Raw genomic sequence first — 24,287 nt, 5'->3', positions numbered from 1 at the left:
GGCAGGCGGCAAAAAAGCGGAACCTTGCCAAAATCGGCAGGCGGCAATTGCAGAAATTGATCCATCCCCTCTTGCACACGCGGTCAAGGCGTCTTTTAATGTTCATATGAGCGTCATATAACGTTCATATGAAAACAATACGAAACGCAGGCGCTATCGTTTCTGATGCTGATCGAGCCATTTCAGCGTCAAGAAAACAAACTGCTGACCGGGGCCGAAACGCCCTTCTAGATGGGAGCAAATGAACATGGCTTATCGTAAAACAGTCGCCAGCCTCGTTGCTGCGGCAGCCCTCCTGGGCACCTCCTCCGCGTCCTACGCGGCGACCGACATCGCCTGGTGGCACGCAATGGGTGGCCGTCTGGGTGAAGTTGTTGTCGACATTGCAAACGGCTACAACGCTTCCCAGGACGCTTGCCAGATCACTCCGGTCTACAAAGGCACCTACGAAGAGACCCTGACCGCTGGTATCGCAGCATTCCGCGCTGGTGAGCAGCCGAACATCCTGCAGGTCTTTGACGCAGGCGCAGCAACCATCATCGGTGCCAAAGGCGCTGTTATTCCGGCTCAGGACATCCTGGAAAACGCTGGTGCGGAATTCAACATCGAAGACTACATCGATGGCGTTCGCTACTTCTATGCCGACAGCGACGGCAAGATGATCGGCATGCCGTTCAACTCTTCCACCCCGATCCTCTACTACAATGTCGACGCTCTGAAAAAAGCCGGTGTTGAAGCTCCGAAGACCTGGGAAGAGTTCGAAGCCATCGCACCGAAGCTGAAAGAAGCCGGTTACGTGCCGCTTGCTCAGTCTCACCTGCCATGGATCTTCACCGAAAACTTCAAGTCCCGTCATAACCTGCAGTTCGCAACCAACAACAACGGTTACGATGGTTCCAAGGACACCACGCTGGTCTTCGGTGAGCCGATCAAGAACCACTTCAACGCGGTCAAGGGCTGGCTGGACGATGGCCTGTTCGGTTACTACGGCACCGGCTGGGGCGACAACCAGACCCCGTTCAACGAAGGCAAGGTTGCCATGTGGCTCGGTTCTTCGGGGTCCTTCGGTGGCATTTCCAAGACCGTCGACTTCCCGTTCTCCGCAACCTACCTGCCTTACTGGGATGCCGTTGACGGCGCAGGCACCGGCACCTTCATCGGTGGCGCGGCTCTGTTCTCCATGGCTGGCAAGCCGGACGAAGAAAACAAGTGTGTGGCTTCCTTCTTCGAGTACCTGACCTCTCCGGAAGTCCAGTACATGTGGCACAAGGAAACCGGTTACGTGCCGATCACCAACGCTGCCTACGAGATGGCCAAGAAAGACGGCTACTACGAGAGCACTCCGGCAGCTGAAATCGGCATCAAGCAGCTGACCCTGCCGGGTGGCGAGTGGACCAAGGGCTACCGCATGGGCTTCTACGTCCAGATCCGCGACGTCATGAACCGTGAATACGGTAAGATCATGTCCGGTGAAACTTCTGTTGAAGACGCTTTCGCAACCATCGAAGCGGACGGCAACAAGCTCCTGGAGCGTTTCTCCAAGACCACCGGCAACTAAGCCGATCTGAACTACCCCTTATTGGGGGCGCCAACCGCGCCCCCATTTCCTTGAGAGGACGCGGGCCAACTGTTTTACTGGTGGTCCGCTTCCTCCGTTTCCGGTGACGCAATGAAAAAAGTTCAGTTTCAGTCCCGATTGGTGCCGTACATGCTGCTTCTGCCGCAGCTCGCCATCGTGACGATCTTCTTCCTCTGGCCTGCTGCGGAAGCTGTCCAGTCGTCTTTCTATCTGGAAGATCCGTTTGGCTTCGGCTCGACCTTCGTCGGATTGGACAATTTCACCGACATGCTGACCTCTTCCGACTACGGTCGGGTGGCGCGTTTTACTGCCGTCTTCACCTTCTTCGTGACCTTCCTGTCGCTGGGCATTGCCCTGCTGCTGGCAGTCAAGGCCGACAAGGTTCTGCGCGGAGCTTCGACATATAAAACGCTGCTCATGTGGGTTTATGCGGTTGCACCGCCCGTCGCCGGTCTGATCGGGGTTCTGCTGTTTGACCAGCATGTCGGCCCGATTGTCGACCTGTTTGCGATGTTCGGCTGGAAAATGCAGATCGGCGTGAACTATTTCGATACCAGTTTCGCGATGACCGTCACCGCAGTCTGGAAGCAGATTCCGGTCAACTTCATCTTCTTCCTGTCAGGTCTGCAGGGCATTTCGAGGTCGGTACAGGAAGCCGCAAGCATCGATTGCCGTTCCGGTATGCGCCGGTTCTGGACAGTGACCTTCCCGTTGCTGGCACCAACAGGCTTCTTCCTGCTGATCATCAACATCACCTACGCCTTCTTCGATACATTCGGTATCGTCGACGTCATCGTGAAGAACGAGCCGGGCAACAACCCGGTGACGCTTGTCTACAAGGTCTATCTGGACGGTTTCCGCGGCAACGACCTTGGTGGTTCCTCGGCCCAGTCCGTGATCCTGATGGCGCTAGTGTTCATCCTTACAATCATACAGTTCCGCCTGATCGAGCGGCGCGTGCACTACACGTAAGGGGGCGGATATGTACAAACTCAAGATTTCGGACCATCTGATCCTTCTTGCCGGCGTCTTCTTCATGGTTGCGCCGGTGGTTCTGACCTTCATCACGAGCACGCACGACGCGATCGCGATCTACAAGGGCGGCGTTCAGTTCCTGCCGGGCGACAAGTTCCTGGAGAACTACGAAACCGTCCTGTTCCAGGCCGGTGGTTTCACCAAGGAAGTCAATGGCTTCGTCATGTTGAAGAACTCGATGATCCTTGGCTTCGGCTTCGCCATCGGCAAGATCATCATCTCGATGCTGGCCGCTTACGCGATTGTCTACTTCCGTTTTCCGTTTGCGTCGTTCTGCTTCTGGATCATCTTCGCCACGCTGCTTCTGCCGCTCGAGGTTCGCATTCTGCCGTCCTACGAGATCGTACAGTCGCTTGGCATGGTGAACACGTATTCCGGTCTGATTGTGCCGCTGATCGCGTCTGCGACAGGAACGTTCTTCTTCCGGCAGTTCTTCATGTCCGTTCCCGATGAATTGCTGGAGGCCGCACGTATCGACGGTGCCGGTCCCTGGAAGTTCTTCAAGGACATTCTGGTGCCGCTGTCCAAGACGATGATCGCGGCCATCTTCATCATCATGTTCGTCTTTGGTTGGAACCAGTATCTCTGGCCGACCCTGATCACCACCGACGAATCCCTGTTCACCCTGGTTCGCGGTATCAAGCAGATCCTGCAGGTCTGGGTAGGGGCACAGATCCCGGCCTTCAACGAGGCAATGGCGCTGGCAATCCTGGCCATGCTGCCGCCGGTTCTCATCGTGGTGATCTTCCAAAGCTGGTTTGTTAAAGGGCTCGTCGAGAGCGATAAGTGAGGTTTTAAATGGCAACGATTACTCTCGACACCGTCCGTAAGGTGTATGCGGGCAATGTGGAGGCCGTCAAAGGCGTCTCCATCGACATTGCCGACGGCGAGTTCATTGTTCTGGTTGGTCCATCCGGCTGTGGCAAGTCCACCTTGTTGCGCATGGTCGCGGGTCTGGAAGACATCACTACCGGAGAAATCAAGATTGGCGATCGTCTGGTCAACAAGGTTGATCCGGCCGACCGCGACATCGCAATGGTGTTCCAGAACTATGCGCTCTATCCGCATATGTCCGTCTACAACAACCTTGCCTACGGCCTGAAAAACCGTGGCATGGCGAAAGATGAGATCGACCGCCGCGTGAAGGAAGCCGCGCGCATTCTGGAGATTGGCGATTATCTCGACCGCAAGCCGCGGGCGCTTTCCGGCGGCCAGCGTCAGCGTGTGGCCATGGGCCGCGCCATCGTTCGTGAACCGGCTGCCTTCCTGTTCGATGAGCCGCTTTCCAACCTGGATGCCAAGCTGCGTGTGCAGATGCGCGTTGAGATCAAGCGTCTGCAGCAGTCGCTTGGCACCACCAGCGTCTACGTGACCCACGACCAGCTGGAAGCCATGACCCTGGCGGACCGGCTTGTGGTTCTGAACGGCGGCAACATCGAGCAGATCGGTGCGCCGATCGATGTTTACGACAAGCCTGCCTCCACTTTTGTGGCAAGCTTCATCGGTTCTCCGGCGATGAACCTTCTGAACGTCAAGTCAAACGGCAGCGGTCTCGCGCTTGAAGGCAGCGAAGGCTTGTCGGGTGCAAATACCAAGGGCAAGGACAAGTATATTGTCGGCATTCGCCCGGAGCATCTGGAAGTGGTCGACAGCCCGGCCAATGGCGATGGCATCAACCTGGAAGTCAATGTTGACGTTCTGGAGCCGGTCGGTGCGGAAAGCTTTGTCTATGCAAGTTTCCCGAATGGCGGACCGGAACTCGTCGTGCGCGTCTCAAGCCATGCGCACCACGAACCAGGCGAGAAGATGTACCTGAAGGCAGCCGCCAAGGACGTACATTTCTTCGATGCCGACACCGGCCGCCGGGTCGACTGACGGCAAATCCGATACGGGAAGGGCGGCAGACGAGGGTGCTGCCCGTCTCAAAAAGCCATCCCGGGTGACCGGGGTGGCTTTTTTATGGGACGATCGTGTCCAGTGCCTGCAGCGTTTCTTCAAACTGTTCCCGGCCGATGACATCAAAACTCTCCTCGAGCATTTGAGCTGTCTCGATGCGATCGCACCGGAATGTACGGGTTGAAACTCGTAGATGATCGAACGCCAGCACGTACCAGACCGGTGAATTCAAGAGCAGAAAGTGCGGCTCTATGGTCCGGCGGGTCAGACCTCCGCCGTCGGCCTTGTAGGTGATTTCAAGCCGCCTTTTCAGAACAAAGGCCTCATGCAGGGATTCTACGACAGCGTTGCCCGGAGGACTGAAGGCTGACAAAACTGTCGCGGAAGCAGTTTGCCCGATCAGGATACGTGACTTCAGCGACTTGAGGCGCTCTTTCATGTCCGGTGAGAATGATGCTGTAAGTTTGCGCCGTATGGGACCGAGATTGGCCATGAACAACGGTGTCTGCATCTGTTCGGCAATAGCCACGCTGACAAGAAGCGCGATGGCTTCGCTATAGGTCAGGTTAAGTCTGCCGATCCCGTAACTTCGGTGCAGTCGTACACCGCCGCCTCTGCCCCTTTCCGCCTCCACAGGAAGTCCCTGGTCACGAAGCAAGGCAATGTCACGCGCTACGGTTCGTGCGCTGAGACCTAGTTCGTCGGCGATTTCCGCGATCGTGAGCGGATCTTCCGCTGTCAAACGCGCCCTGACAAGTTCAAGGCGCTGCAAGCGTTCGCTGGTGGATGTACGTTTCATGAAACAAATAAGACATTATGCGTCTTATTTGTCCATATGCTGCGGCTATCGAAGTAAACAACCAAGAAAACTGGAACAGAATATGAAGCAGCATTTTGTCGGCCTTGCCATTGGCCTTTCCTTTGGAATTCTGGACTGCGTTCTTTTTGCGATGGCAGGACCAATCGGTCTGGTCGACATCGCCAGCGCACTGACTGTCTGGACCATGATCGGTTGGGCAATCCATGCATCAGCGGAAATGCCGTTCCCGCATGTGCTCAAAGGCCTGCTTCTCACCTGGGCCTTCAACGTTCCATGGGTGCTGGAGTTTGTGGTCGCGCACAAAATGTCTGATCTGCTGCTGCCGATGATCATCGTCGCAACTGTCTTCGGTCTTGCAATGGGGGTGATTTCCCAGAAGCTCCGCGCGCACGGCGGACAACGGGTACAGGGTACATCGGGTTGAACCCGGGCGATCTGAGGATAGGTTGCCAGAAGTTTTTCCAGGAACCGGTCAGCCTTAAGGCTGGCCGGTTTTTCTTTTGAAATGTCACTCCTGACGGTGCTTGTCAGGAGTGTGGCAGGAAGAGGCTAGGACCGGGGAGCGTCCTCTGGCACACAGGGTGAAATATCAAAGCGGGCGCGGGGACAAGCAGATGGAACCTTTCAAAAACAAGATCTCACCGGACCTTGTGCAATGTCTCGGAATGCATATCGAACGTCATCTGGACGGGTTCGATCGCGAAAGCTACGAGGCAGCAATTCTTGCGGATCTGTCCAATCTGGAACTGAAGCAGCGAGCCAGGCTGATTGCCGATGAAACCGCCCGGATTCTGCCGGACCATCTCGATGGGAAGTTCCATATTGTGCGGTCGGTTCTTCACCCGCTCGAAAACGAAGGTGTCGACCGGTCCAGCGATGAAAAAGGCATTCGCGGCTGGGGCATGATGCCTCTCGGCATGATCGTGGCCGATCATGGCCTGGAGGACTTTGAAAAGTCCTTTGCCTTGCTGAAGGAAATGACCAAACGGGCGACGGCGGAATTCGAAGTCCGCCCGTTTCTGGACAAGGATCAGGAACGAGCTCTGTCAATCATGACGCCGTGGGTGAAAGATCCAAGCGTGCACGTCCGCCGGCTGGTCTCGGAAGGCACCCGACCGCGGCTGCCCTGGGGCATGCGGTTGAAGCAGCTGGTCGTAGACCCGACCCCGACATTGCCGCTTCTGGAAGCGCTGAAAGACGATCCGGAGGAATATGTGCGCCGGTCGGTCGCCAATCACCTCAATGACATCGCCAAGGATCATCCGGATCTGGTCGCAGAAATCGCGGCGCGCTGGCTCAAGGATGCAGACAAAAACAGAGAAAAACTTGTCCGTCATGCCTGCCGCTCCCTTGTCAAGCAGGGGCACCCGGCAACGTTGAAAGCCTTTGGCCTCAATCCTCCTGAAATTGTTCTGGAAGGACCGCAGGTGACGACCCGAACGGTTCAGTACGGCGATTCAATGGATTTTCAGATTGAGATGAAGTCGACGTCTTCGGAATCCCAGAATCTCGTGCTCGATTATCTGGTTCATTTCAAGAAGGCGAACGGCTCCTTGTCTCCCAAGGTCTTCAAATGGACCAAGGTCACACTTGCTCCCGGTGAAACACTTGCTCTCTCCCGCAAGCATCCCATCAGACCGATCACCACCCGGGTCTATTACGACGGCACACAGGCCGTCAGCCTCAGGATCAACGGCCAGGATTTCGGGTATTCGGAGTTTGAATTGGTGATGCCGTAGAGCCCGGATGACGCTACCCAATCCGTTTCAACCTCAGCATCCCTACAATCCCAAGCGCTGGTCCAATTGCCATGATGATGAACACGCCTGGCCAGCTGATCACGTCCGCTGCCAGCGGCGTCAACTGAACCGTGAAAAACGTCAGCGCAAAGCCGAGGGCAGTCTGGAACGTCATCAAGCTGCCGGCCTGGTCCGGTGGAGAGTAGTCGGCAACGAGGGCTGAAAATTGGGCGGAGTCGGGCAGAATGGCCGCGCCCCAAATGAGCACGCAGATGATCGTCAGCCACGCAGGGCCGCCAAAGGTGAGCGCGGAGGCGATTGCGGCGCTGCCGCTCACTGCCATGGCAAGGATTGCGATATTGGCCTTGCCGACACGATCAGCGACGATGCCTGCAATGACGCTTGCAACTCCCCCGGCAGCAATGGTCAGAAAGGCGACAAGCCGCGACAGCGATAATGCTGCTTCGGAAGACATTTGACCCGCAAACGATATGGTCAGAGCGACGCCGATCCACGCCCACATGGCATAAAGCTCCCACATATGGCCGAGGTAACCGGAATAGGCATAGCGGATCTTGGGGTTCGTCCATGCGGTCAGAACCGCTTTCATCTTCATGCGCGGCGCTTTTGCGTGAAATGGGCCAAGCCCGGTAAAAAGGCACGCAACCCCGCCAACCGCTGAAGCAAGGGAGGCAACGCTCAGGCTCCAGCGCCAGTCCGTGCCACCCAGAAGCGCCAGAAGATGGGGAGCCGCTGATCCGAGGGTCAGGGCGCCAACAAGTGTGCCAACCAGAAAGCCGCGATCCGCCTTTCCCCAGCCGACCGCGATTTTCATGCCGACCGGATAGACACCGGCAAGCAAAGCCCCGGTGATGAAGCGGGCCAGAATGGATGCGGAGCCGCCAGGTTCGACAAAAAGCAGGCTGGCGTTGAATAGCGCGGCAAGAATCGCGCAGGCAGCAAAGAAACGGCGTGGGTCGATCCGGTCTGCCAGTCCCAAAAGAGCAGAGACGAGCGCACCTGCGACAAAACCTATCTGCACGGCGCTGGAAAGCGCCGCCTGGCGGAACTCGGAAATATCGAACTCGCGGGTAAGATCCGGCAGGATCGCGGCAGACATGAACCACAGGCTCATGCCGGCAATCTCGGCCAGCATCAGCAGCGTGAGAGAACGCCATTTGCCGGAAAAGTCAGCTTGCAAGACCGAGTTCTTTCTGGGTTTTCTTGGTCAGTTTGGCAGCGATAATTTTGTGTGCCGCCTCGATATAGGCCTTCAGATCTTCGTCGGAGAGCGCGCCCTCCTTTTCCATTTGGACCCATTTTGCGCGGGCAAGATAGGGCGCCGGGATCATCCCTTCCTGCTGGGTAAGCAGGGAATATGAAATGTCCGAACACTTGAAACTGAAACGCGGGAAATCGCCTTCGCCCCAACCGGAGCAGATCGCAAAGATCTTGCCGCCCACTTTCCAGACCGACGCGTTGCCCCACTGGATGACATGCGTGGTGGCGGTCAGCTTTTTGCAAAAGGCATCAAATTCATCGCGGGTCATGGAAAGCTCGTTTTTCAAAAAAAGTGCGGGCGGGAAAGCTGGCGCCAACAGTGACGATTCACGTCGGATCACGCAAGCTGCAGCCTGATCAAAAAAATATGTCACACACAGGCACCTTGAACCCTCTAACACTATGTAACGACAGAAAGCAGGATCGTGAAATGACTGCAATGGACGTATCCCCGGACGTGGTGAGATCTGCTCAGCAAGGGGACAGACAGGCGTTGGAAACAGTGTTGGAGGGAGTTCGGGACAGGGTTCATAACCTTGCCCGGAGGATTCTGGTCAATCCTGAGGATGCGAGCGAGGCAACCCAGGAAATCCTGATTCAGATCCTGACCAAGCTATCGACATTTCGCGGCGAAAGCGCCTTTTCCACCTGGGCCTACCGGGTGGCAGTGCGATACCTGCTGTCAGCAAAAAAGATCCGTGACCGGGATCTTGGCCTGACATTCGAGATGTTTGCCGCTGACCTGGAAACCGGTCTTGTTGCCGATCCACCGGAGGCACCTGATCAGGCCCTTTTGCTGAATGAGCTTCGGGTCTCCTGCACCATGGCCATGCTGCTTTGTCTGTCCATGGATTTGAGGCTTGCCTACGTGCTTGGAGATGTCTTCGAGCTGGACCAGGGCGAAGCATCGGAGATCCTCGACCTGACCCCGTCAGCTTACCGGAAACGTCTCTCCCGGGCGCGCGCCGAGGTGATTGCGTTCACATCCCGCCACTGCGGGATTGTGAGTAACGGCGCCAAATGCAGTTGCTCCCGACGGCTTCCGGCCGCCATGAAGGCCGGACGTATTGCTCGCGGCAATTACCCCAACTCTGCAGGATCAGCATTCAGTTACTCGGAAGCAAAGCTGCAAGTCGAAGCTGTTGTCGATGATCTGAAGGCATTCAAACTGCAGCGGGCGGTCCCGGAGCAAAACTGCCCGCAGGAAATTCGCACACAGCTCACACACATTCTATCGCCGGGCGTCTAGGAAATTCGAGTGGTGCGACGGAACCGGATGACACAGGCAGCGCTCTAAACACAGATCCGCCAGACTTCAAACCCCTTCAACCAGCTTGGCATCAAGCGGGACTGGCACCGCTTTGCCTGATCCAGGAAATGGACCTGAAACATGCAAATTCGAATTCATGCACTGACCACGGCTTGTGCGGTCGTTTTCTCAATCTTTTCATCACTGACCTATGCAGAAGGAAGCAAAAAAATGACCCAAGACCAGCAGGATGTCCTGGCACTTGTCCAGAAGATGACGAGCTCATTCGAAGCCGGAGATCTTGAAACGGTTATGGAAACCTATGAGGACCAACAGACCATCATGTTCGAACCGGGGCAACCGGTATCGGACAGCAAAACGGCAAAGGTGATTTTTGAAAAATCCACTGCCATATCGCCCAAGTTTTCCTATTCGGGACACGAAGTGATCGTGGAGGGCGACATCGCCATCCATATCGCGCCCTGGAAGATGTCCGGCACTGATCCGGAGGGTAAGGCGATCGAAGGAGAGGGGCTCTCTGTCGCGGTATTACGTCGTCAGGCGGATGGTGCCTGGAAAATGGTCATCGACAATCCGCATGGCAGCAGGCTGCTTTCCGCCTCCGGGCAATGAAAGGAAGAGGCTGAACCGGACACGGTTCAGCCATTCTCTTCAGCGTCACTTTGAGCAGGAGATTGGCGCCGCCGATGGCGACACGATCAAACGGCACGCTTGCCGTTACACCCGCTCCGGTGTCTCAAGGGGTTTTCAAAAAACGAGCCCGGATGAAGCAGCCTCCTTCCAAGTGGCTTGAGAGCTTTGAGCCACTGGAGCCGGAGGATCGACAGACACCACTCCTTCTGGTGCCGCTGGCGGAGCAATCTGGCCTGTTGCTCGTAATAGACATGCTCCGCAACGTCTTCCGGCCAGAACTCGGCATGATACGGGTAAAGCACCTTGCGTGTGTATTCCCACGAATGTGGATCTGCCTTCTGCGGATACGACCCGCAATGCAAGTGATAGGGAACAACCATCCGTTGCCTCCATTCAAATATAGTTGTCTTGGGAGTTCACTTGCGGATAATCTCATGTTGAAGGATTAGTGGCATGTTTTTAAAGTGAAATTGAGATTTCATAAATGAAACGAAATATGGATTGGGAGGATTTGCGGCTGTTTTTGGCTGTCGCCAAAGCCGGCGGACTTGCAGGGGCCGCGCAGAAGACCGGTGTCAGCGCAGCAACCCTCGGGCGGCGGGTTTCCTCTCTGGAGCGAAGCCTGAACGTTCGCCTGGTGGAGCGGGAAGCGCGCGGCTATCAGTTGACCTCCGCCGGGCGGGAACTTGTTCTGCAACTGGAGGACATGGATCAGGTCGCCCGGTCTATCTCCACCTGGCGGGACAGTGGTCGTACGCGCCGTCGCATTAGAATTTCCGCGGGCGATTGGACGACCCGGCTCCTGATGGACAATGTTGATGCCTTCTGGTCGCCGGATGCGGATTGGGTGCCGGAGTTTCTGGCCGATCCGCACAATCGTGATGTCGCGAGACGGCAAATCGATATCGGGATTCGCAGCAGGCGGCCAAAGCAGGAATGGCTTGCAGGACGCAAGACAGGGATTGTCCGGTTTGCTGTCTATCAGGCGAAATGTGTTTCTCCGGAAAACGAAATCGGCTGGCTGGGATTGATCGAGGACGAGGCACATTTTCCGACCGGGAGCTGGATCAGGGAAAATCACGGAGACGAGATAACCATCACCGTGAACAAGGCTGCGCTGGCCTTGCCGCTCGTTCGCAAGGGCAAGGCGCGTATGTTGCTTCCCATGTTTGTTGGCGAAGCGTTTGACGATCTGGTGCGTACCACTGACCCGGTCGACAGCCTGCAAACCGAGCGCTGGCTGGTGATGCATCAGGACGAGAGGCACGAACCTCAGGTACGTCAGGCCGTTTCCGCCCTTGGTAATTTTCTCAAGCAGGACCCATATTTAAGCCCGATCCTGTGAACAACACCGGGAAAACTCCCGAATATCGGCGCAGAAATCCATGCTCCTTGAATCAATTTTAACAAGTGGCCATATTTACTAATGAACGGAACCGGAAGGTTCCGGTCCGGATGCCTCGTTGAGGGTCCGGGCGCAAGGTCGCTTCGACAAGGACTTTGAGGATGTCACGCATGTCAGCGTTTTCTAGCCCGTTTATGCTCGGGTTCGACGATATCGAGCGTGTGCTCGATCGCGTTTCCAAGGCCGCCAACGACGGCTACCCGCCCTATAACATTGAAAGACTGCCGAAAACCGACGGTCAGGGCGACATTATCCGGATCACGTTGGCAGTCGCCGGCTTTACCAGGGATCAGCTGGATGTCTCGGTGGAAGAGAGTCAGTTGGTGATCCGCGGCAGACAGGTTGATGACAAGTCTCGACAATACCTGCATCGCGGCATTGCGGCCCGGCAGTTTCAACGGGCGTTCGTCTTGGCTGAGGGGATCGAGATCCTCGGAGCCGATTTGAAAGATGGGCTTCTGTCCATCGATCTGGCACGTCCGGAACCGGAACGTGTCATACGAAAAATAGAAATCTCCAGCGGCGAATAGACCCTCGTCAGCCAACATATGGAGAATACTGATGCACGACCCAAAGAGCCCTGCCTGGGCAGACCATAGATACCTGTCCGAGTTCATGTCCGTCGACGAATTGACAGAACTTGGGACAGGTGATGTCGCCTACATCAAGGCGATAAAGGCAAGCGACTTGCGTGAGATGTTTCCGGAGGTGCCGCCACTGCATGACAACATGACGCTTTACGCGTTGTTGAATGCGGACGGGACGCCGATCCTGCTTGCCGACAGCCGTGAAGCAGCGGTTGCCAACGCCTTTGAGGCTGATCTGGAAATGGCATCGCTTCACTGAGCTGCCCGACCTGATCAGATTGCCCGAACAAAAAACACCGGCCCATTGGCCGGTGTTTTTGCTTTCAGGACGATGCTGCGTCTCAGGTGAGGGCAGGTTCCTTTGCCTTGGGTGACGGGCGCTGCCCTTCTTGCATGGCGTCCTTCGGCGCGGGTGACGGGCGGTCCGAGGCGCTTGAAGAAGAGACCTTTGGTGGCTTGCGCCAGGGCTCGCTCTTGTACCAGCCGACAACATAGGCGACTGCGATCAGCGCCAGGAAGCCGAACAGGTTCGACAGGATCTGCGGGATCCACTCACCACGTCCCCAAACCATGTCACGCAACAGACCGGCGGCCTGCGCAATCACCAGGCTGGCCATGAATACGGCGAGCGACTGCTGGCCAACCTTCTGAACGACCCTGACGAAACGTCCCCACAACACGCCATGCCCGAGCAGATGCTTGCCGCCTTCTCCAGCTGCAACCCAGCCCAGATAGGCAAGCGCCAGAAAATGGAGATAGCGGAACAGGCCAAACTCGGTTTTGATCCAAAGCGGCCTGATAGCCTCGCGAACTTCGCGCGCCCAGGCAAAGTCCCAATTGTTCTGGCCGTAAAACCGGAAATAGGCGAACGGAATGGTGGCCAACACGACGGCGATACAGAACCAGATCAGTTTGGCATTCACGGGTGGGGCAGGTATCCAGCCGCGCATGAAGGCAAATCCGGTAAAGAACAGCATTTGCCAGGCGAACGGATTGAAGAACCACTCACGGTCCGACCAGGGCTCTGCCGGCAAGCTGAGAAGGTCGAATTGCGAGGCGAGCCACAGCGCGATTGAGAACGCAAACGCACCGGGCACGGAATAGCGGGCAATCAGCATCACCGCCGGGATCAGTGCCAGGATCACGATATACATCGGCAGGATGTCGAAATAGTTCGGCACCCAGGTCAATGTCAGAATGCCGGGGAGGGCGACCTTGGTGTTGTCGAAAAGGTGCCAGAGGTTCAGCGAGACCACATAGTCCTGCGTGAGATCGCAGCAGCGTGAGAGATAGCCGCTTTCATGGATCATCACCAGACCGACGGCGATAACAAGAAACTGGCCGATATGGGCCCAGTAGACCTGCCACATGCGATGCAGGATGCGTGCAGCCCCTATTCCCCAGCCATGGACATCAAAGATCTTGCCGAAAGCGAGGGCTGAGGCCATTCCGGAACAGAACACGAAGATTTCCGTGGCATCTGAAAAGCCGAAACGGGCTGGAATCCAGAGGGTCCACCAGTTCCAGGGAACATGGGCGACATAGATGATAAACATGCCGAGCCCGCGGAAAAAATCCAGCCGCGGGTCGCGCGGGCGCTTCGTTTGAGAATGAACGTTCACGTCAAGTCCAGAGTACTTCTGTCAATTTTGGAGCGGAGAGAAGACGTTATACAGAATCTGCTGCCCGGAGGCTTTCGTCTTCCATAACCTGCTCGGCACGTTGCATCTTATCGCAAACTTCAAGACGTTGCTCGGCAAACCGGTCAAGAGCGCCGCGTTTGCGGCTGCGGCTCTTGATCAGAACCTCTGCTTCGGTCGAGAATCCGGCCCGCAAGGCCGCGTCGATCGTGATGCGCTCGAACACGTCGCGCTGGGCATGAGAGCCCCCGACCATGTAAAGATTGTCCCTGGACGATGTCAGCAAGGTGAAAGCGGAGGCGTAGTTCCCCTTTCGGTACTGTTCAAGGCCCAGACCGGTGGGCACACCGGCTTCGGCAGCGATGCGGCCGATATCGGTCTCGCTCCTGGAGCGTTCCTTCAGGCCATTGAGCAACCTCTCGGTGCCCATTCGCCGGCCACCGTTCAACAGAGCCAGCAAGTAATGCAAATCGGCGAAGACATTGCAGCCATCTTCGGCGCGTTTGTCGGACAGAAGGGCTAGTTCGTCCCAACGCGAGCCGACATCGACACCTTCCAGTTCCAGCCTGACGAGGAGGGACGCACCATTGGAGATGTCGCGATAATCATCTGTCTTGTCCTTGCGAACATCGGAATCGTAAAGCGCCAGCGCCTTGTCGGCATCGCCCTGATCCAGATACATCAGCGCAAGGTGCCACCACACGTGATAGCCGAAATTGTTGCAGTGAGCCCAGCCACCGGGGTGGTTCTCCAACCAACCGGCGCCTTCTTCCGACCGACCCGTCATGTCGTGCACATGGGCGACCGCATGAAGTCCCCAGGCATCGTCATGGGCAAATTCCAGCCCTTTTCGGCCGGATGCCTCAGCCAGCCTGTAGTCTCCGGTCTCTTCGAGCGCAAAGGCGCGGCAGCCGAGCAGATATCCGTAGGCCGGATGGTTTTCGTTATAGGATGACAAAATACGCTCTATCGATTGACGCATGCCTGTGGCGTCGCCGAGAACGAACCTGATAGCATGCACCAGCTTCATGATCAGCGCGTCTTCCGGCGCCTTGACCAGCATGGCATCGAGAATATCGGCCGACCGGGTCGGGAAACCCTGGAGCCAGGCCCCCAGAGCGTCAATAACTGCCGTTTCGCGATCGGTGATAGGTGTGTGCTGCGCAGAGGTTCGGGCGATCGACAGGCATTCGCTTGCCGTTGCATTGAGCTCCTTGCGTCCGAGCAGCAGGCAGAAAAGCCCGCGAGCGCCATGAGCGAGTGCAAAATCCGGCGCGAGGCTCAGACAGGTTTCCAGATGTTCCGGTGTTGTTTTGCCATGGGCCAGAAAGGCCTGCACGGTCGCATTCCATGCCGCAAGGGCGTCCCGGTCGGTAAGTGTAAGATCATATCCGAATTGGTCACTAAGACGCATGTCAGGCCTTCATAGTTTCAGTGCCGGGCTTCCTGATACAGATCTCAAAATGATCGCGAAAGACGTCCGGCCGAATGCAAAGTCACTGCCTAACTTCCGCAGGCTTTACATGAACTGCAAAACACAAAAAGGTGTTGGCAATGTGTAGGCTAGCAAAAGACACTTTCGTTGCGAAATTATGGCTACCAATGCGAGGGTGTGCCTGAAGAATTCAGCAGTCCGGCAACACAGTCCCGGCTGCGCCCGGAGAAGATCAATTCATGGCTCTGACAGTCCAGAGATCGCAAACCGCCGTTGTCGGTGTCGGCATCGCCCTGCTTTTGCTGATTGCGCTTGGGGCATATGGGGAAGCGGGGCCGCGTCAGGCCGTTGCTACGCTGATCGGTGGCGTCGCCGGTTTGTCGCTTTATCACGCGAGTTTCGGTTTCACCGCTGCCTGGCGACGGATCGTCACTGAAAGGCGCGGCGGAGGTCTGAGGGCGCAATTTGTACTTATCCTTCTGACAAGCGCGGTTTCTTTCCCGTTGATTGCCTGGGGAAGTCAGCTGGGTTGGCCGACAGGTGGCTTTGTGTTTCCGTTCGGCATTGCGGCGGCCCTTGGTGCGTTCATGTTTGGTGTCGGTATGCAGCTCGGAGGTGGATGCGGGTCCGGAACCCTGTTTACCGCAGGTGGCGGTTCGACGCGGATGATGATCACGCTCGCGGCCTTTGTTCTCGGCTCCGTCGCTGCGACGGCTCACCTGCACTTGTGGGGGCGGCTACCCAAACTGCCACCGGTTTCCCTGATACGGGAATTCGGTCCGCATGGCGCCTTTCTGCTGACGGCTCTGGTTTTGGGTGGCCTGACGCTGGCAACGCTTCGCATCGAACGGCGGGCACACGGGGAAATCGCTGCCCCGCGCCCTACAAAATCCTTCTTTGCCGGGCCCTGGTCTCCCATGCTCGGTGCGGTGATGCTGGCTTTGGTCGGGATTGCTACCTTTGTGGTCGTCGGCAGACCGTGGGGGATTACGTCTGCCTTTGCGCTTTGGGGAGGCAAGCTGTTTCACGCGATCGGCATTCCGGTTGATACCTGGCCCTATTGGACCTGGCAGCGAAGCGCTCTGGAAAATTCGGTTCTTCGTGACACGACGTCGGTGATGGATTTCGGTGTCATCATTGGTGCAATGGTTGCCGCGGCGCTGGCGGGACGTTTTGCGCCTGTCTGGCAGTTGAGCCGCCGCGACGTGTTGACCGCAATAGCAGGCGGGTTGCTGATGGGCTATGGCGCAAGGCTTGCGTACGGATGCAACATCGGCGCCTATCTGGGCGGGTTGGTGTCAGGATCTCTTCACGGTTGGCTCTGGCTGGCATTCGGTTTTCTCGGCAGTCTCGCCGGTACGCGCCTCCGGTTGCGTTTCGGCATGGAGTGAGGACCTGCCCGGGACACCGGATTGTGAAACATCCGTGAGCTTGGGCCCGATAGATTGCCTGCTACCTGATTTCCAGGTTCCGGGAGATATTTTCATGCGCATTTTTACCTTTTTGATCCTACTGTTTTCGCTGGCTGGGACGACAGCTTTTGCAGACAGCATTTCCGAAAGAGAGGGATGGCAGGTCATTCCGACCTCCAAAAGCTACAGCGACCTTGTTGAAGATCTCAAAACCGCCGTGAAGGCCGAGAAGATGCTGCTCGTCACCCAGGCCAGCGCCTCTGCCGGCGCCAAGGGGCGGGGAATTACAATACCAGGCAATCGGATCATCGGCGTCTACCGCAACGACTACGCGTTGAGGATGCTGGACGCTTCGGTTGCCGCCGGTATCGAAGCGCCGATACGTTTCTATGTCACCGGGAACAGCGATGGCTCGGCAACGCTCTCCTGGAAAACGCCGAGCTTCGTCTTTGCGCCCTACATGGACGAAGGCGGTGAAGCGCTGTCAGACCTTGCTTCAGAGCTTGATCTCGTTTTTCTGACAATCGCCGAAAAAGCTGTGTCCTCCCGGTAACACACTCTCACATGTTCGTTGTGTGGAGGCCTCTGAGGCTGTTTGGGTCTTGTGAAGGCGCTTTTTCAGCGCCACATTAATAACGTCGTCAACAACGGAAAGGAGGTATGCCCATGTCTAGTGAGTATCGGAACGTGGCCCAATTGTCTGGGTGGAATGGAACGGTGCTGGAGCAGCCTCTTGCGTCGATCGGTTTCATCGGGATCTGATCCGGACAATTAGTCGCGTCGATCTCATGGGAGGGCCGCTTTTGCGGCCCTCTTTCGTTTTTCAAACCGGCATTTTTGAAAAAAAATTCAGCCAGTGGAAAAAATTTGATTGCGAAAATTCATTTAAGTTATCTAAAGTAGATGAGATTTACGTAAATTTACGAATAAGAAAAAGCATTTTCTTAACAAAAGCTTACGAAGTTGTATCAAGGTTGTTTGCGACGGCAATAGTTGAGAAATTCTACATATTAGCTGTCTAAGTGTTTATTTCTACGGCTAATTTTTTCTTGCCCAATCGGTCAAATGTCAGAAAACTGACACGCCTCTGACATGAGGCATCGTTTACCAACCGCCTCAGTGTCGCTCTGGAGGATGGGGTAAATTTCCGATGACTTGGCATTTCCGTTTCGGGTTCGTTTTTGGCAATCACCGCGCGAATTTTCTTCAAGGTTCGAACTGGTCTGACTTCATTTTCGGTTTCGGCGGGGCCGATGAAATCTACGGCCGAGGCGGCAATGACTGGATTTTCGCCGGGCGTGGCAACGATCGGGTTGACGCGGGTGCCGGTGACGACACGGTTTTTGCCGGGCGGGGCAATGACTGGATCCGTGGTGGCGCCGGTAACGATGTCATAGACGGGGGCCGCGGTTTCGATACCGCCGCCTTTGATGGCTCGATCTTTGATTACGACGTCAATCTGCGCAAAGGCTGGTTTTCGACAACTGCAATCGTCACGCGTTTCGGTGACGACGGTCGCGCCGTTGAAGTCGACTATCTCAAGAAGATCGAGGCACTTCACTTCGAGGCCGAAGATTACACGCTCTACATTGACGGACGGAACAATCAGGTCCTGGCACTGGACGACGCTGCAGCTACGGATGAGGACACGTCGCTGATCCTGACTGCCGACGATCTTCTGGCCAACGACACGGATTTTGACGGCGATACGCTGACAATCACCGGAGTTGACGTTCTGAGCGAGCTCGGTGCGGTGATTTCGTTTGCAGACGGCAAGATTACCTACAATCCGGCCGGTAAATTCGATTCTCTTCAGGAAGGGGAAACCCTTACCGACACGTTCTCCTACACCGTTGATGACGGCAACGGAGGCGCAACGACTGCAACCGTTTCGGTTACCATTACCGGCAGGAACGATGCTCCGGATCTTCAGGTCGCATCAAATGTCGACTATGCCGAAAACGATACGCAGGTCGTCGCGGTTGCCAGCGCAAGCGATGTCGACAGCGACAGCGTGACCTTTTCCCTCCAGGGTGACGACGCAGCACTTTTCACGATTGATGAAACAACAGGCGAAATTCGCTTCAAGGCTTCACCGGATTTCGAAGCACCAGCCGACGCCGGACTGGACAATGCCTATCAGTTGATCGTCGTGGCGACGGACGCTGAAGGGGCGGAAAGTCAGCAGGCCTTGACCGTCAATGTGACCGATGTGCTGGAAATCCCGGTCGTGGACGCGCGCATCAACGAGTTCCACTACGACAACAGCGGCGGGGATGTTGGCGAATTCATCGAAATTCGCACGGCTGCAGGTGACGACGTCTCATATCTGGAAGTCATTCTGTTCAACGGCAGCAATGGGAGCGAATACAGAAGGGTCGACGTTTCCACCCTGGCGAAAACCAGCGACGGAACTCACGATTTCTATGTCTGGGATCTGCCGAGCAATGGAATTCAAAATGGTGCGCCGGACGGTATCGCGCTCGTCAATGGTGGCACGGTTCTGGAGTTCCTGAGCTACGAAGGAACGATGGATGCCACCATCGGCGGCGAAACGGTCACTTCAACCGATATCGGCGTTTCCGAAAGCAGCAGCACGGAAGTAGGGTTTTCCCTTCAGCGTAATGAGGATGGCTCCTGGAACGAAGCCGCAGCGGAAACCAAGGGTGCGTCCAACGAACCAGTTGTGGAGCTCGGCGCCAGGATCAACGAATTCCACTATGACAATGCCGGGTCGGACACTGGAGAATTCGTCGAGATCCGCGTCAATGCGGGAGCCGATGTTTCCGGATTGGAAGTGCAGCTTATCAACGGAAACGGCGGCGCTGCCTACAATTCCTCTGACGTCGCTTCCCTGACCAAAACGACTGACGGCACCTACGACTACTACGTCTGGGACTTGCCTTCCAACGGCATTCAAAATGGTGCTCCTGATGGTATCGCTCTGGTGAACGGCGGAGACGTGCTTGAATTCCTCACCTACGAGGGAACGATCACGACGCAGATTGCAGGAACGGAAGTCACCTCAACAGATGTAGGCGTGTCGGAAAGCAGTGGCACCGAAATCGGGTTTTCCCTGCAACGTGATGCCGCCGGGAACTGGAATGAGGCCGCTGCCGAAACAAAGGGAGCTGAAAACAGCGCCCCCACGGTTCCGCTCGCCGAAGCCCGCATCAACGAACTGCACTACGACAACGAAAGCTCCGACACAGGTGAATTTGTCGAGATCCGTGTCAATGCAAATGCGGATGTCACGGGTGTTCAGGTTCAGCTGATCAACGGCAATGGTGGCTCGGCTTATAACAGTGCTGACCTTTCGACTTTGAGCAAAACCTCGGACGGCACCTACGACTATTACGTCTGGGATCTGCCGGCCAACGGCATCCAGAACGGTTCGCCGGACGGTGTTGCTTTGCTCAATGGCGACCAGGTTGTCGAATTCATCAGCTATGAAGGCAGCTTCGACGCCGAGTTTGCTGAAGGTACGGTCACATCCACCGACATCGGCGTTTCGGAAAGCAATTCCACGCAAGTCGGCTTCTCGCTGCAGCGCAAGGACGATGGTACCTGGAACAGCGCGGCTGCGGAAACAAAGGGCGCGGCAAATGAAGGCGGCGGCACGGGACCGGAACCGACAGCGCGTTTCATCTCCGAAATCCAGGGAACGGGATCAGCGAGCCTGCTGGTCGGCGACTATGTCTTGGTTTCGGCAGTCGTCACCTACACGACGGGCAACGGTTTCTTCCTGCAGGAAGAAGATGCGGACGCGGATGCGGATGCTTTGTCGTCTGAGGGTATTTTCGTCTTTACCGGCAGCGCACCGACCGTTGTTGCAGGAGACGTCGTCGACGTTGCCGGCACAGTGGAAGAGTTCTTCGGTTTCACGCAGCTGGGCAATGTGACGGACGTTACCAAGACAGGATCCACCACCACCCTGCCCACCGCCGCCAATATCCAGCTGTCTCAGGTTGCGACCAACTTCGAGCAATACGAGGGCATGCGGATTTCGGTCACCAGCGGCATTGCCGGCGAAGAACTGACCGTCATCGAGAACTTCAATCTCGACAGGTTTGGTGACATCACCATCAGTGCCGGCACGCAGACGCAGGCAACCCAGCTTTATGATGCGCAAACCCAGCAGGACGAAATATCCGCGCATATCGAGGCCAATCAGAACAACCGTCTAGGCATCACCGATGGTTCGTCGGCAAGCAATCCGGACAGTTACGGCTATATTGCCAACACGACGGCTGGCGACAATGGCGACGGCATTCTCAGCCGTGGCGATGTCATTGGCGAAGACGGCCCGACACTTCGTCTGGGAGCGGAACTCAATGCTCCTGTCGAAGGCGTTCTGACCTACGATTTCGGCGAGTACAAGGTTCTGGTTGACGGCACATTGTCCGTGGACGAAAGCACCAATTCCGGTGCGCGCGAAGACGCACCTGCCGATGTCGGTGGAGACCTGCAGGTCGCCAGCTTCAACGTCCTGAACTACTTCACCACATTCTCCGGCGGTACCGGGCCGAATGGCGACTTGGACCCTCGCGGTGCGAGCAATCAGGAACAGTTCGACCGTCAGACCGAGAAGATCGTCGATGCAATGATCAAGACCGAAGCGGAAGTCTTCGCGCTTCAGGAAATCGAGAACAATGGTTTCGGTGACGCTTCTGCAATTGCCACGCTGGTCGATGCTCTGAATGCCGAAGCTGTGGCCCAGGGAACTGGTGCGGTCTATGCCTATGTCAATCCTCTGGGTGCCGATGGTTTTCTTGGTTCCGACGCCATCATGACCGGCATGGTCTACGACACCACCAAGCTGACCTTGGTACACGCCGATTCTCTGGTCTTTGAAGAAGCATCGGCTGCAGATACTTATGCGATCGCCGAGTACCTGAACGGCTTTGTGTCTTCCGGTGACCAGGTGGGTGACTTCCAGCGCAACCGCCCGGCAACGATCGCGACATTCCAGGACGAGAACGGCGAAGTCTTCACCGTTGCCTCCAATCACTTCAAATCCAAGGGTGACAGCAACCTGCAGGATCTCGCGGATGCGGTTCAGTCCGCCCTGAATGCCGGAAGCATTCCAGCGGACGACGTTGCTGAAGTGGAAGCGGCCCTCACCGCGCTGCGTGCTGATCCGAACTTCGATCAGGGCAATGGCCAAGGGTTCTGGAATCAGGTTCGCACGGATGCATCAACGGAGCTGACAGCCTGGTTGGAAAGCACTTACGCAAGTGACCTGAGCGACCTTGGTGTCACGGATGCTGATTATCTTCTTATGGGTGACTTCAATGCCTATGCCGAGGAAGATCCGGTCCAGTCGGTTCGCGACGGTGCGGGCTACACGGATCTGATCGACCAGTTCATCGGTCAGGAGGATGCCTACAGCTTCGTCTTCGACGGTCAGCAGGGCACGCTCGACCAGGCGCTTGCGTCAGATAGCATGACGGATCAGGTAACCGGCCTTACCGAGTGGCATATCAATGCGGATGAGCCGGACCTGTTCAATTACCGCGACGGCGACTTCTACTCCGATGATCCTTTTGCAGCTTCTGACCACGATCCGGTGATTGTCGGTCTGGATCTTGGATCGCAGTCAGATGCGATGTTCTCGTAAGACCAGGAGATCATGAATGAAAATGGCGGCCTCTGGCCGCCATTTCTGTTTGTCGAACTGCAATTAAGTCAACCCGACAGCCTTGCGGACATCTTCGTCTCGCAGCGAGCAATCGATGCCGCGATAGGTATCGCCGGCATCGGTACACAGCCAGGAAATGGCTTCGCCGACCCATTCTGCCGGAATGTGAACCGAAGGATCGAGCTGGCTGACCGGATTGATGCCGGACGCCTTGATATCCACCTGCATCTGAGTTGCAACGGTGCCGGGGCTCAGACCGATGACACGCAATCCCTTTTCGCCGAACTCCTTGTCCGCGCATCGGGTCAGGGAAAGAGCAGCCGCTTTCGACGAACAATACTGGCTCCATCCTTCCAGGGCGCCGACGGCAGCACCGGAGCTGATATTGACGATGGTACCGGAGCCCTTTTTCAACATGTGCGGTGCGACGGCCCGAATGCCGTGATAGACACCCTTCACGTTAATATCGATAACCCTTCCCCAGGCCTCCGGGTCGGAGGATTCAATCCGGCTGATGGGCTCGATAACCCCGGCATTGTTCACCAGAATGTCGATGCCTTCGTGGAAGTCGATGCACAATTCAACGGCTCTTTCGAGATCCTTGTAGTTCGCGACATCGCAGTTGATGGCTGTGGCTGTTCCGCCGTCTTTCATGATTTCGGCAGCTATGCGCTCAACGTGATCGCTGGAGCGTGCCGCCAGCACGACTGTGGCGCCATATTTGGCAAGACTGCGTGCACCGGCTTCGCCAATTCCTCGGCTTGCGCCGGTAACCAGGGCAACTTGCCCCGACAAATCAAACATCTAGCGTCCCCATTTATTCAGGCCAGGGTCAATATTCGCTTCGGCCCTTGTTGATCGTCGGGCGAATTTAGTGTGAGACGCACACAGAATAAACAGCTTGTTTGCAGGATTATCGTGCGGCAATTACACGAATGCTTGAAAAGAAGAGTTGCATGGCTGTCTGGCGGATTGACATTTCTATGCTCTTCTAGTCGGGTGACCGGCAGAACGAGCTAAACGGGCACAGGGCTTTATTTATGGCGGTCGAGAAACCGGCTTTGCAGACATTTTTCCGTCAACTCTATTTCGGGCATTCAACCAAGGCCCGTGCCTTCCGGTATGTTCTGCTTGCATTCGACCTGATTACGATTGGCTATTTCATCGTCTCGTCGGTGCTGGACCCGAACCGGGTGCATCACGAACTGGACTACGCCATCGCCGCAGTTCTGGCTTTGGATTACCTGGCGCGTCTGATCGCATCGGTTAGCACGACCCGCTATGTCTTCAATTTCACCTCGTTCGCCGACGTGGTGGTCATTGTTTCTCTGATAGCACCAGCTTTCCTGGAAAATTTCGGCTTCCTCCGGGTTGTCAGGATGCTGCGTCTGATGCGCTCCTATCACCTGTTGAAGGAGCTGCGGGAGGCGTCCGGATGGTTTCGGCGCAACGAGGAAATTCTGCAATCCGCCCTCAACCTGGTGGTGTTCATCTTTGTCGTGACGGCGATCGTTTTCGTGGTCGAGGATGATCGCAACGAGAACATCAACACCTATCTCGACGCGCTTTATTTTACCGTCACCACGCTGACCACGACCGGATATGGAGACATCACCATGACCGACAGCGTGGGCCGCTTCATGACCGTCCTGATCATGATTTTCGGCGTGGCCCTGTTTCTCCGGCTGGTGCAGACGATTTTCCGTCCTGCCAAGGCCCAGGTCTCCTGCCCGGACTGCGGATTGAGCCGTCATGACACTGACGCGGTCCATTGCAAGCATTGCGGGCGTTTGCTCAACATTCCGACCGAAGGCGTCTGGGATTGATGGCGCGGGTGGTCCGTGTGCCGGGCTCTCGCTGACTTGTGAACACGCAGGGCTGGACAATTCCGGTCTTCAATCCAATCTTTGCGGC

The 24,287-nt window shown here is 56.3% G+C and carries 22 protein-coding genes; 15 read left to right on the top strand and 7 right to left on the bottom strand.

The window, feature by feature from the left end:
• The first annotated feature begins 247 nt into the window (after positions 1–247).
• The 4 genes from ABLO27_RS11520 (at position 248) to ABLO27_RS11505 (ending at position 4,489) form a co-directional block, all read left to right on the top strand.
• Positions 248–1,558, top strand: coding sequence for an extracellular solute-binding protein (locus ABLO27_RS11520; RefSeq protein ID WP_352945839.1), 1,311 nt, complete (start codon positions 248–250; stop codon positions 1,556–1,558).
• 111 nt (positions 1,559–1,669) lie between these two features.
• Entirely contained in the window at positions 1,670–2,551 is an 882-nt protein-coding gene (locus ABLO27_RS11515) for an ABC transporter permease subunit (RefSeq protein WP_352945837.1), read from the top strand.
• 10 nt (positions 2,552–2,561) lie between these two features.
• Complete coding sequence (ugpE, locus tag ABLO27_RS11510; RefSeq protein WP_352945835.1) at positions 2,562–3,404, top strand: sn-glycerol-3-phosphate ABC transporter permease UgpE; 843 nt, start codon at positions 2,562–2,564, stop codon at positions 3,402–3,404.
• Between the two features lie 8 nt (positions 3,405–3,412).
• Positions 3,413–4,489, top strand: a complete 1,077-nt coding sequence (locus ABLO27_RS11505; RefSeq protein ID WP_353033024.1) for a sn-glycerol-3-phosphate import ATP-binding protein UgpC — start codon at positions 3,413–3,415, stop codon at positions 4,487–4,489.
• An 82-nt stretch (positions 4,490–4,571) separates the two neighbouring features.
• On the opposite strand, the gene ABLO27_RS11500 is transcribed toward ABLO27_RS11505, so the two are convergent.
• Positions 4,572–5,309 carry a helix-turn-helix transcriptional regulator gene (locus ABLO27_RS11500; RefSeq protein WP_353033022.1) on the bottom strand — a complete coding sequence of 246 codons (738 nt, stop codon included), beginning with the start codon at positions 5,307–5,309 and terminating at the stop codon, positions 4,572–4,574.
• A gap of 82 nt (positions 5,310–5,391) precedes the next feature.
• Between ABLO27_RS11500 and ABLO27_RS11495 the strand changes: the two genes are divergently transcribed.
• Together ABLO27_RS11495 and ABLO27_RS11490 are read left to right on the top strand one after the other, a co-directional pair.
• Positions 5,392–5,754: a hypothetical protein gene (locus ABLO27_RS11495; RefSeq protein WP_353033020.1), complete on the top strand. Its 363-nt coding sequence runs from the start codon at positions 5,392–5,394 to the stop codon at positions 5,752–5,754.
• A 190-nt stretch (positions 5,755–5,944) separates the two neighbouring features.
• A complete protein-coding gene (locus ABLO27_RS11490) occupies positions 5,945–7,069 on the top strand; it encodes a DNA alkylation repair protein (RefSeq protein ID WP_353033019.1) in 1,125 nt (374 codons plus the stop codon).
• A gap of 13 nt (positions 7,070–7,082) precedes the next feature.
• Here ABLO27_RS11490 and ABLO27_RS11485 read toward each other — a convergent pair whose 3' ends face one another.
• Both ABLO27_RS11485 and ABLO27_RS11480 read right to left on the bottom strand, forming a co-directional pair.
• Positions 7,083–8,270 (bottom strand): MFS transporter, encoded by a 1,188-nt coding sequence (locus ABLO27_RS11485; RefSeq protein ID WP_353033017.1) that lies wholly within the window; start codon positions 8,268–8,270, stop codon positions 7,083–7,085.
• Entirely contained in the window at positions 8,260–8,619 is a 360-nt protein-coding gene (locus tag ABLO27_RS11480) for an MmcQ/YjbR family DNA-binding protein (RefSeq protein WP_353033015.1), read from the bottom strand. Before ABLO27_RS11480 ends, ABLO27_RS11485 begins: the two co-directional genes overlap by 11 nt.
• 161 nt (positions 8,620–8,780) lie before the next feature.
• Here ABLO27_RS11480 and ABLO27_RS11475 point away from each other — a divergent pair, with 161 nt between their 5' ends.
• On the top strand, positions 8,781–9,599 hold the full coding sequence (locus ABLO27_RS11475) for an RNA polymerase sigma factor (protein ID WP_353033013.1): 819 nt from the start codon (positions 8,781–8,783) through the stop codon (positions 9,597–9,599).
• 231 nt (positions 9,600–9,830) lie between these two features.
• Complete coding sequence (locus ABLO27_RS11470) at positions 9,831–10,232, top strand: YybH family protein (protein WP_353033011.1); 402 nt, start codon at positions 9,831–9,833, stop codon at positions 10,230–10,232.
• Positions 10,233–10,318: 86 nt separating this feature from the next.
• On the opposite strand, the gene ABLO27_RS11465 is transcribed toward ABLO27_RS11470, so the two are convergent.
• Entirely contained in the window at positions 10,319–10,633 is a 315-nt protein-coding gene (locus tag ABLO27_RS11465; RefSeq protein WP_353033010.1) for a hypothetical protein, read from the bottom strand.
• A gap of 104 nt (positions 10,634–10,737) precedes the next feature.
• On the opposite strand from ABLO27_RS11465, the gene ABLO27_RS11460 reads away from it, so the two are divergent.
• The 3 genes from ABLO27_RS11460 to ABLO27_RS11450 all read left to right on the top strand — a co-directional run bounded on the left by ABLO27_RS11460 (position 10,738) and on the right by ABLO27_RS11450 (position 12,504).
• Positions 10,738–11,598: a LysR family transcriptional regulator gene (locus tag ABLO27_RS11460; protein WP_353033008.1), complete on the top strand. Its 861-nt coding sequence runs from the start codon at positions 10,738–10,740 to the stop codon at positions 11,596–11,598.
• A gap of 161 nt (positions 11,599–11,759) precedes the next feature.
• Positions 11,760–12,188 carry an Hsp20 family protein gene (locus tag ABLO27_RS11455; protein ID WP_297579392.1) on the top strand — a complete coding sequence of 143 codons (429 nt, stop codon included), beginning with the start codon at positions 11,760–11,762 and terminating at the stop codon, positions 12,186–12,188.
• A gap of 31 nt (positions 12,189–12,219) precedes the next feature.
• The gene (locus ABLO27_RS11450; RefSeq protein WP_352945819.1) at positions 12,220–12,504 is read left to right on the top strand and encodes a DUF1150 domain-containing protein; all 285 of its coding nucleotides are present in this window, start codon (positions 12,220–12,222) and stop codon (positions 12,502–12,504) included.
• Between the two features lie 82 nt (positions 12,505–12,586).
• Here ABLO27_RS11450 and ABLO27_RS11445 read toward each other — a convergent pair whose 3' ends face one another.
• Both ABLO27_RS11445 and ABLO27_RS11440 read right to left on the bottom strand, forming a co-directional pair.
• Positions 12,587–13,801: an OpgC family protein gene (locus ABLO27_RS11445; protein WP_417714785.1), complete on the bottom strand. Its 1,215-nt coding sequence runs from the start codon at positions 13,799–13,801 to the stop codon at positions 12,587–12,589.
• A 112-nt stretch (positions 13,802–13,913) separates the two neighbouring features.
• Positions 13,914–15,299, bottom strand: a complete 1,386-nt coding sequence (locus ABLO27_RS11440; RefSeq protein WP_353033006.1) for a tetratricopeptide repeat protein — start codon at positions 15,297–15,299, stop codon at positions 13,914–13,916.
• A gap of 260 nt (positions 15,300–15,559) precedes the next feature.
• Here ABLO27_RS11440 and ABLO27_RS11435 point away from each other — a divergent pair, with 260 nt between their 5' ends.
• The 3 genes from ABLO27_RS11435 to ABLO27_RS11425 all read left to right on the top strand — a co-directional run bounded on the left by ABLO27_RS11435 (position 15,560) and on the right by ABLO27_RS11425 (position 22,352).
• Positions 15,560–16,711, top strand: a complete 1,152-nt coding sequence (locus ABLO27_RS11435; protein ID WP_353033004.1) for a YeeE/YedE family protein — start codon at positions 15,560–15,562, stop codon at positions 16,709–16,711.
• A 94-nt stretch (positions 16,712–16,805) separates the two neighbouring features.
• Positions 16,806–17,285, top strand: coding sequence for a DUF302 domain-containing protein (locus tag ABLO27_RS11430; protein WP_353033002.1), 480 nt, complete (start codon positions 16,806–16,808; stop codon positions 17,283–17,285).
• A 597-nt stretch (positions 17,286–17,882) separates the two neighbouring features.
• Positions 17,883–22,352: an ExeM/NucH family extracellular endonuclease gene (locus tag ABLO27_RS11425; RefSeq protein ID WP_353033000.1), complete on the top strand. Its 4,470-nt coding sequence runs from the start codon at positions 17,883–17,885 to the stop codon at positions 22,350–22,352.
• Positions 22,353–22,415: 63 nt separating this feature from the next.
• Here ABLO27_RS11425 and ABLO27_RS11420 read toward each other — a convergent pair whose 3' ends face one another.
• Positions 22,416–23,177, bottom strand: a complete 762-nt coding sequence (locus ABLO27_RS11420; RefSeq protein ID WP_353032998.1) for an SDR family oxidoreductase — start codon at positions 23,175–23,177, stop codon at positions 22,416–22,418.
• Between the two features lie 236 nt (positions 23,178–23,413).
• Between ABLO27_RS11420 and ABLO27_RS11415 the strand changes: the two genes are divergently transcribed.
• Entirely contained in the window at positions 23,414–24,199 is a 786-nt protein-coding gene (locus tag ABLO27_RS11415) for an ion channel (RefSeq protein WP_353032996.1), read from the top strand.
• The last annotated feature ends 88 nt before the right edge of the window (positions 24,200–24,287 follow it).

The sequence above is a fragment of the Roseibium sp. SCP15 genome, from assembly GCF_040329435.1.
In the GTDB taxonomy this organism is placed as follows: Bacteria; Pseudomonadota; Alphaproteobacteria; order Rhizobiales; family Stappiaceae; genus Roseibium.
The sequence above is the reverse complement of the archived record's forward strand: the minus strand, read 5'-3'. Positions and strand labels throughout refer to the sequence as shown.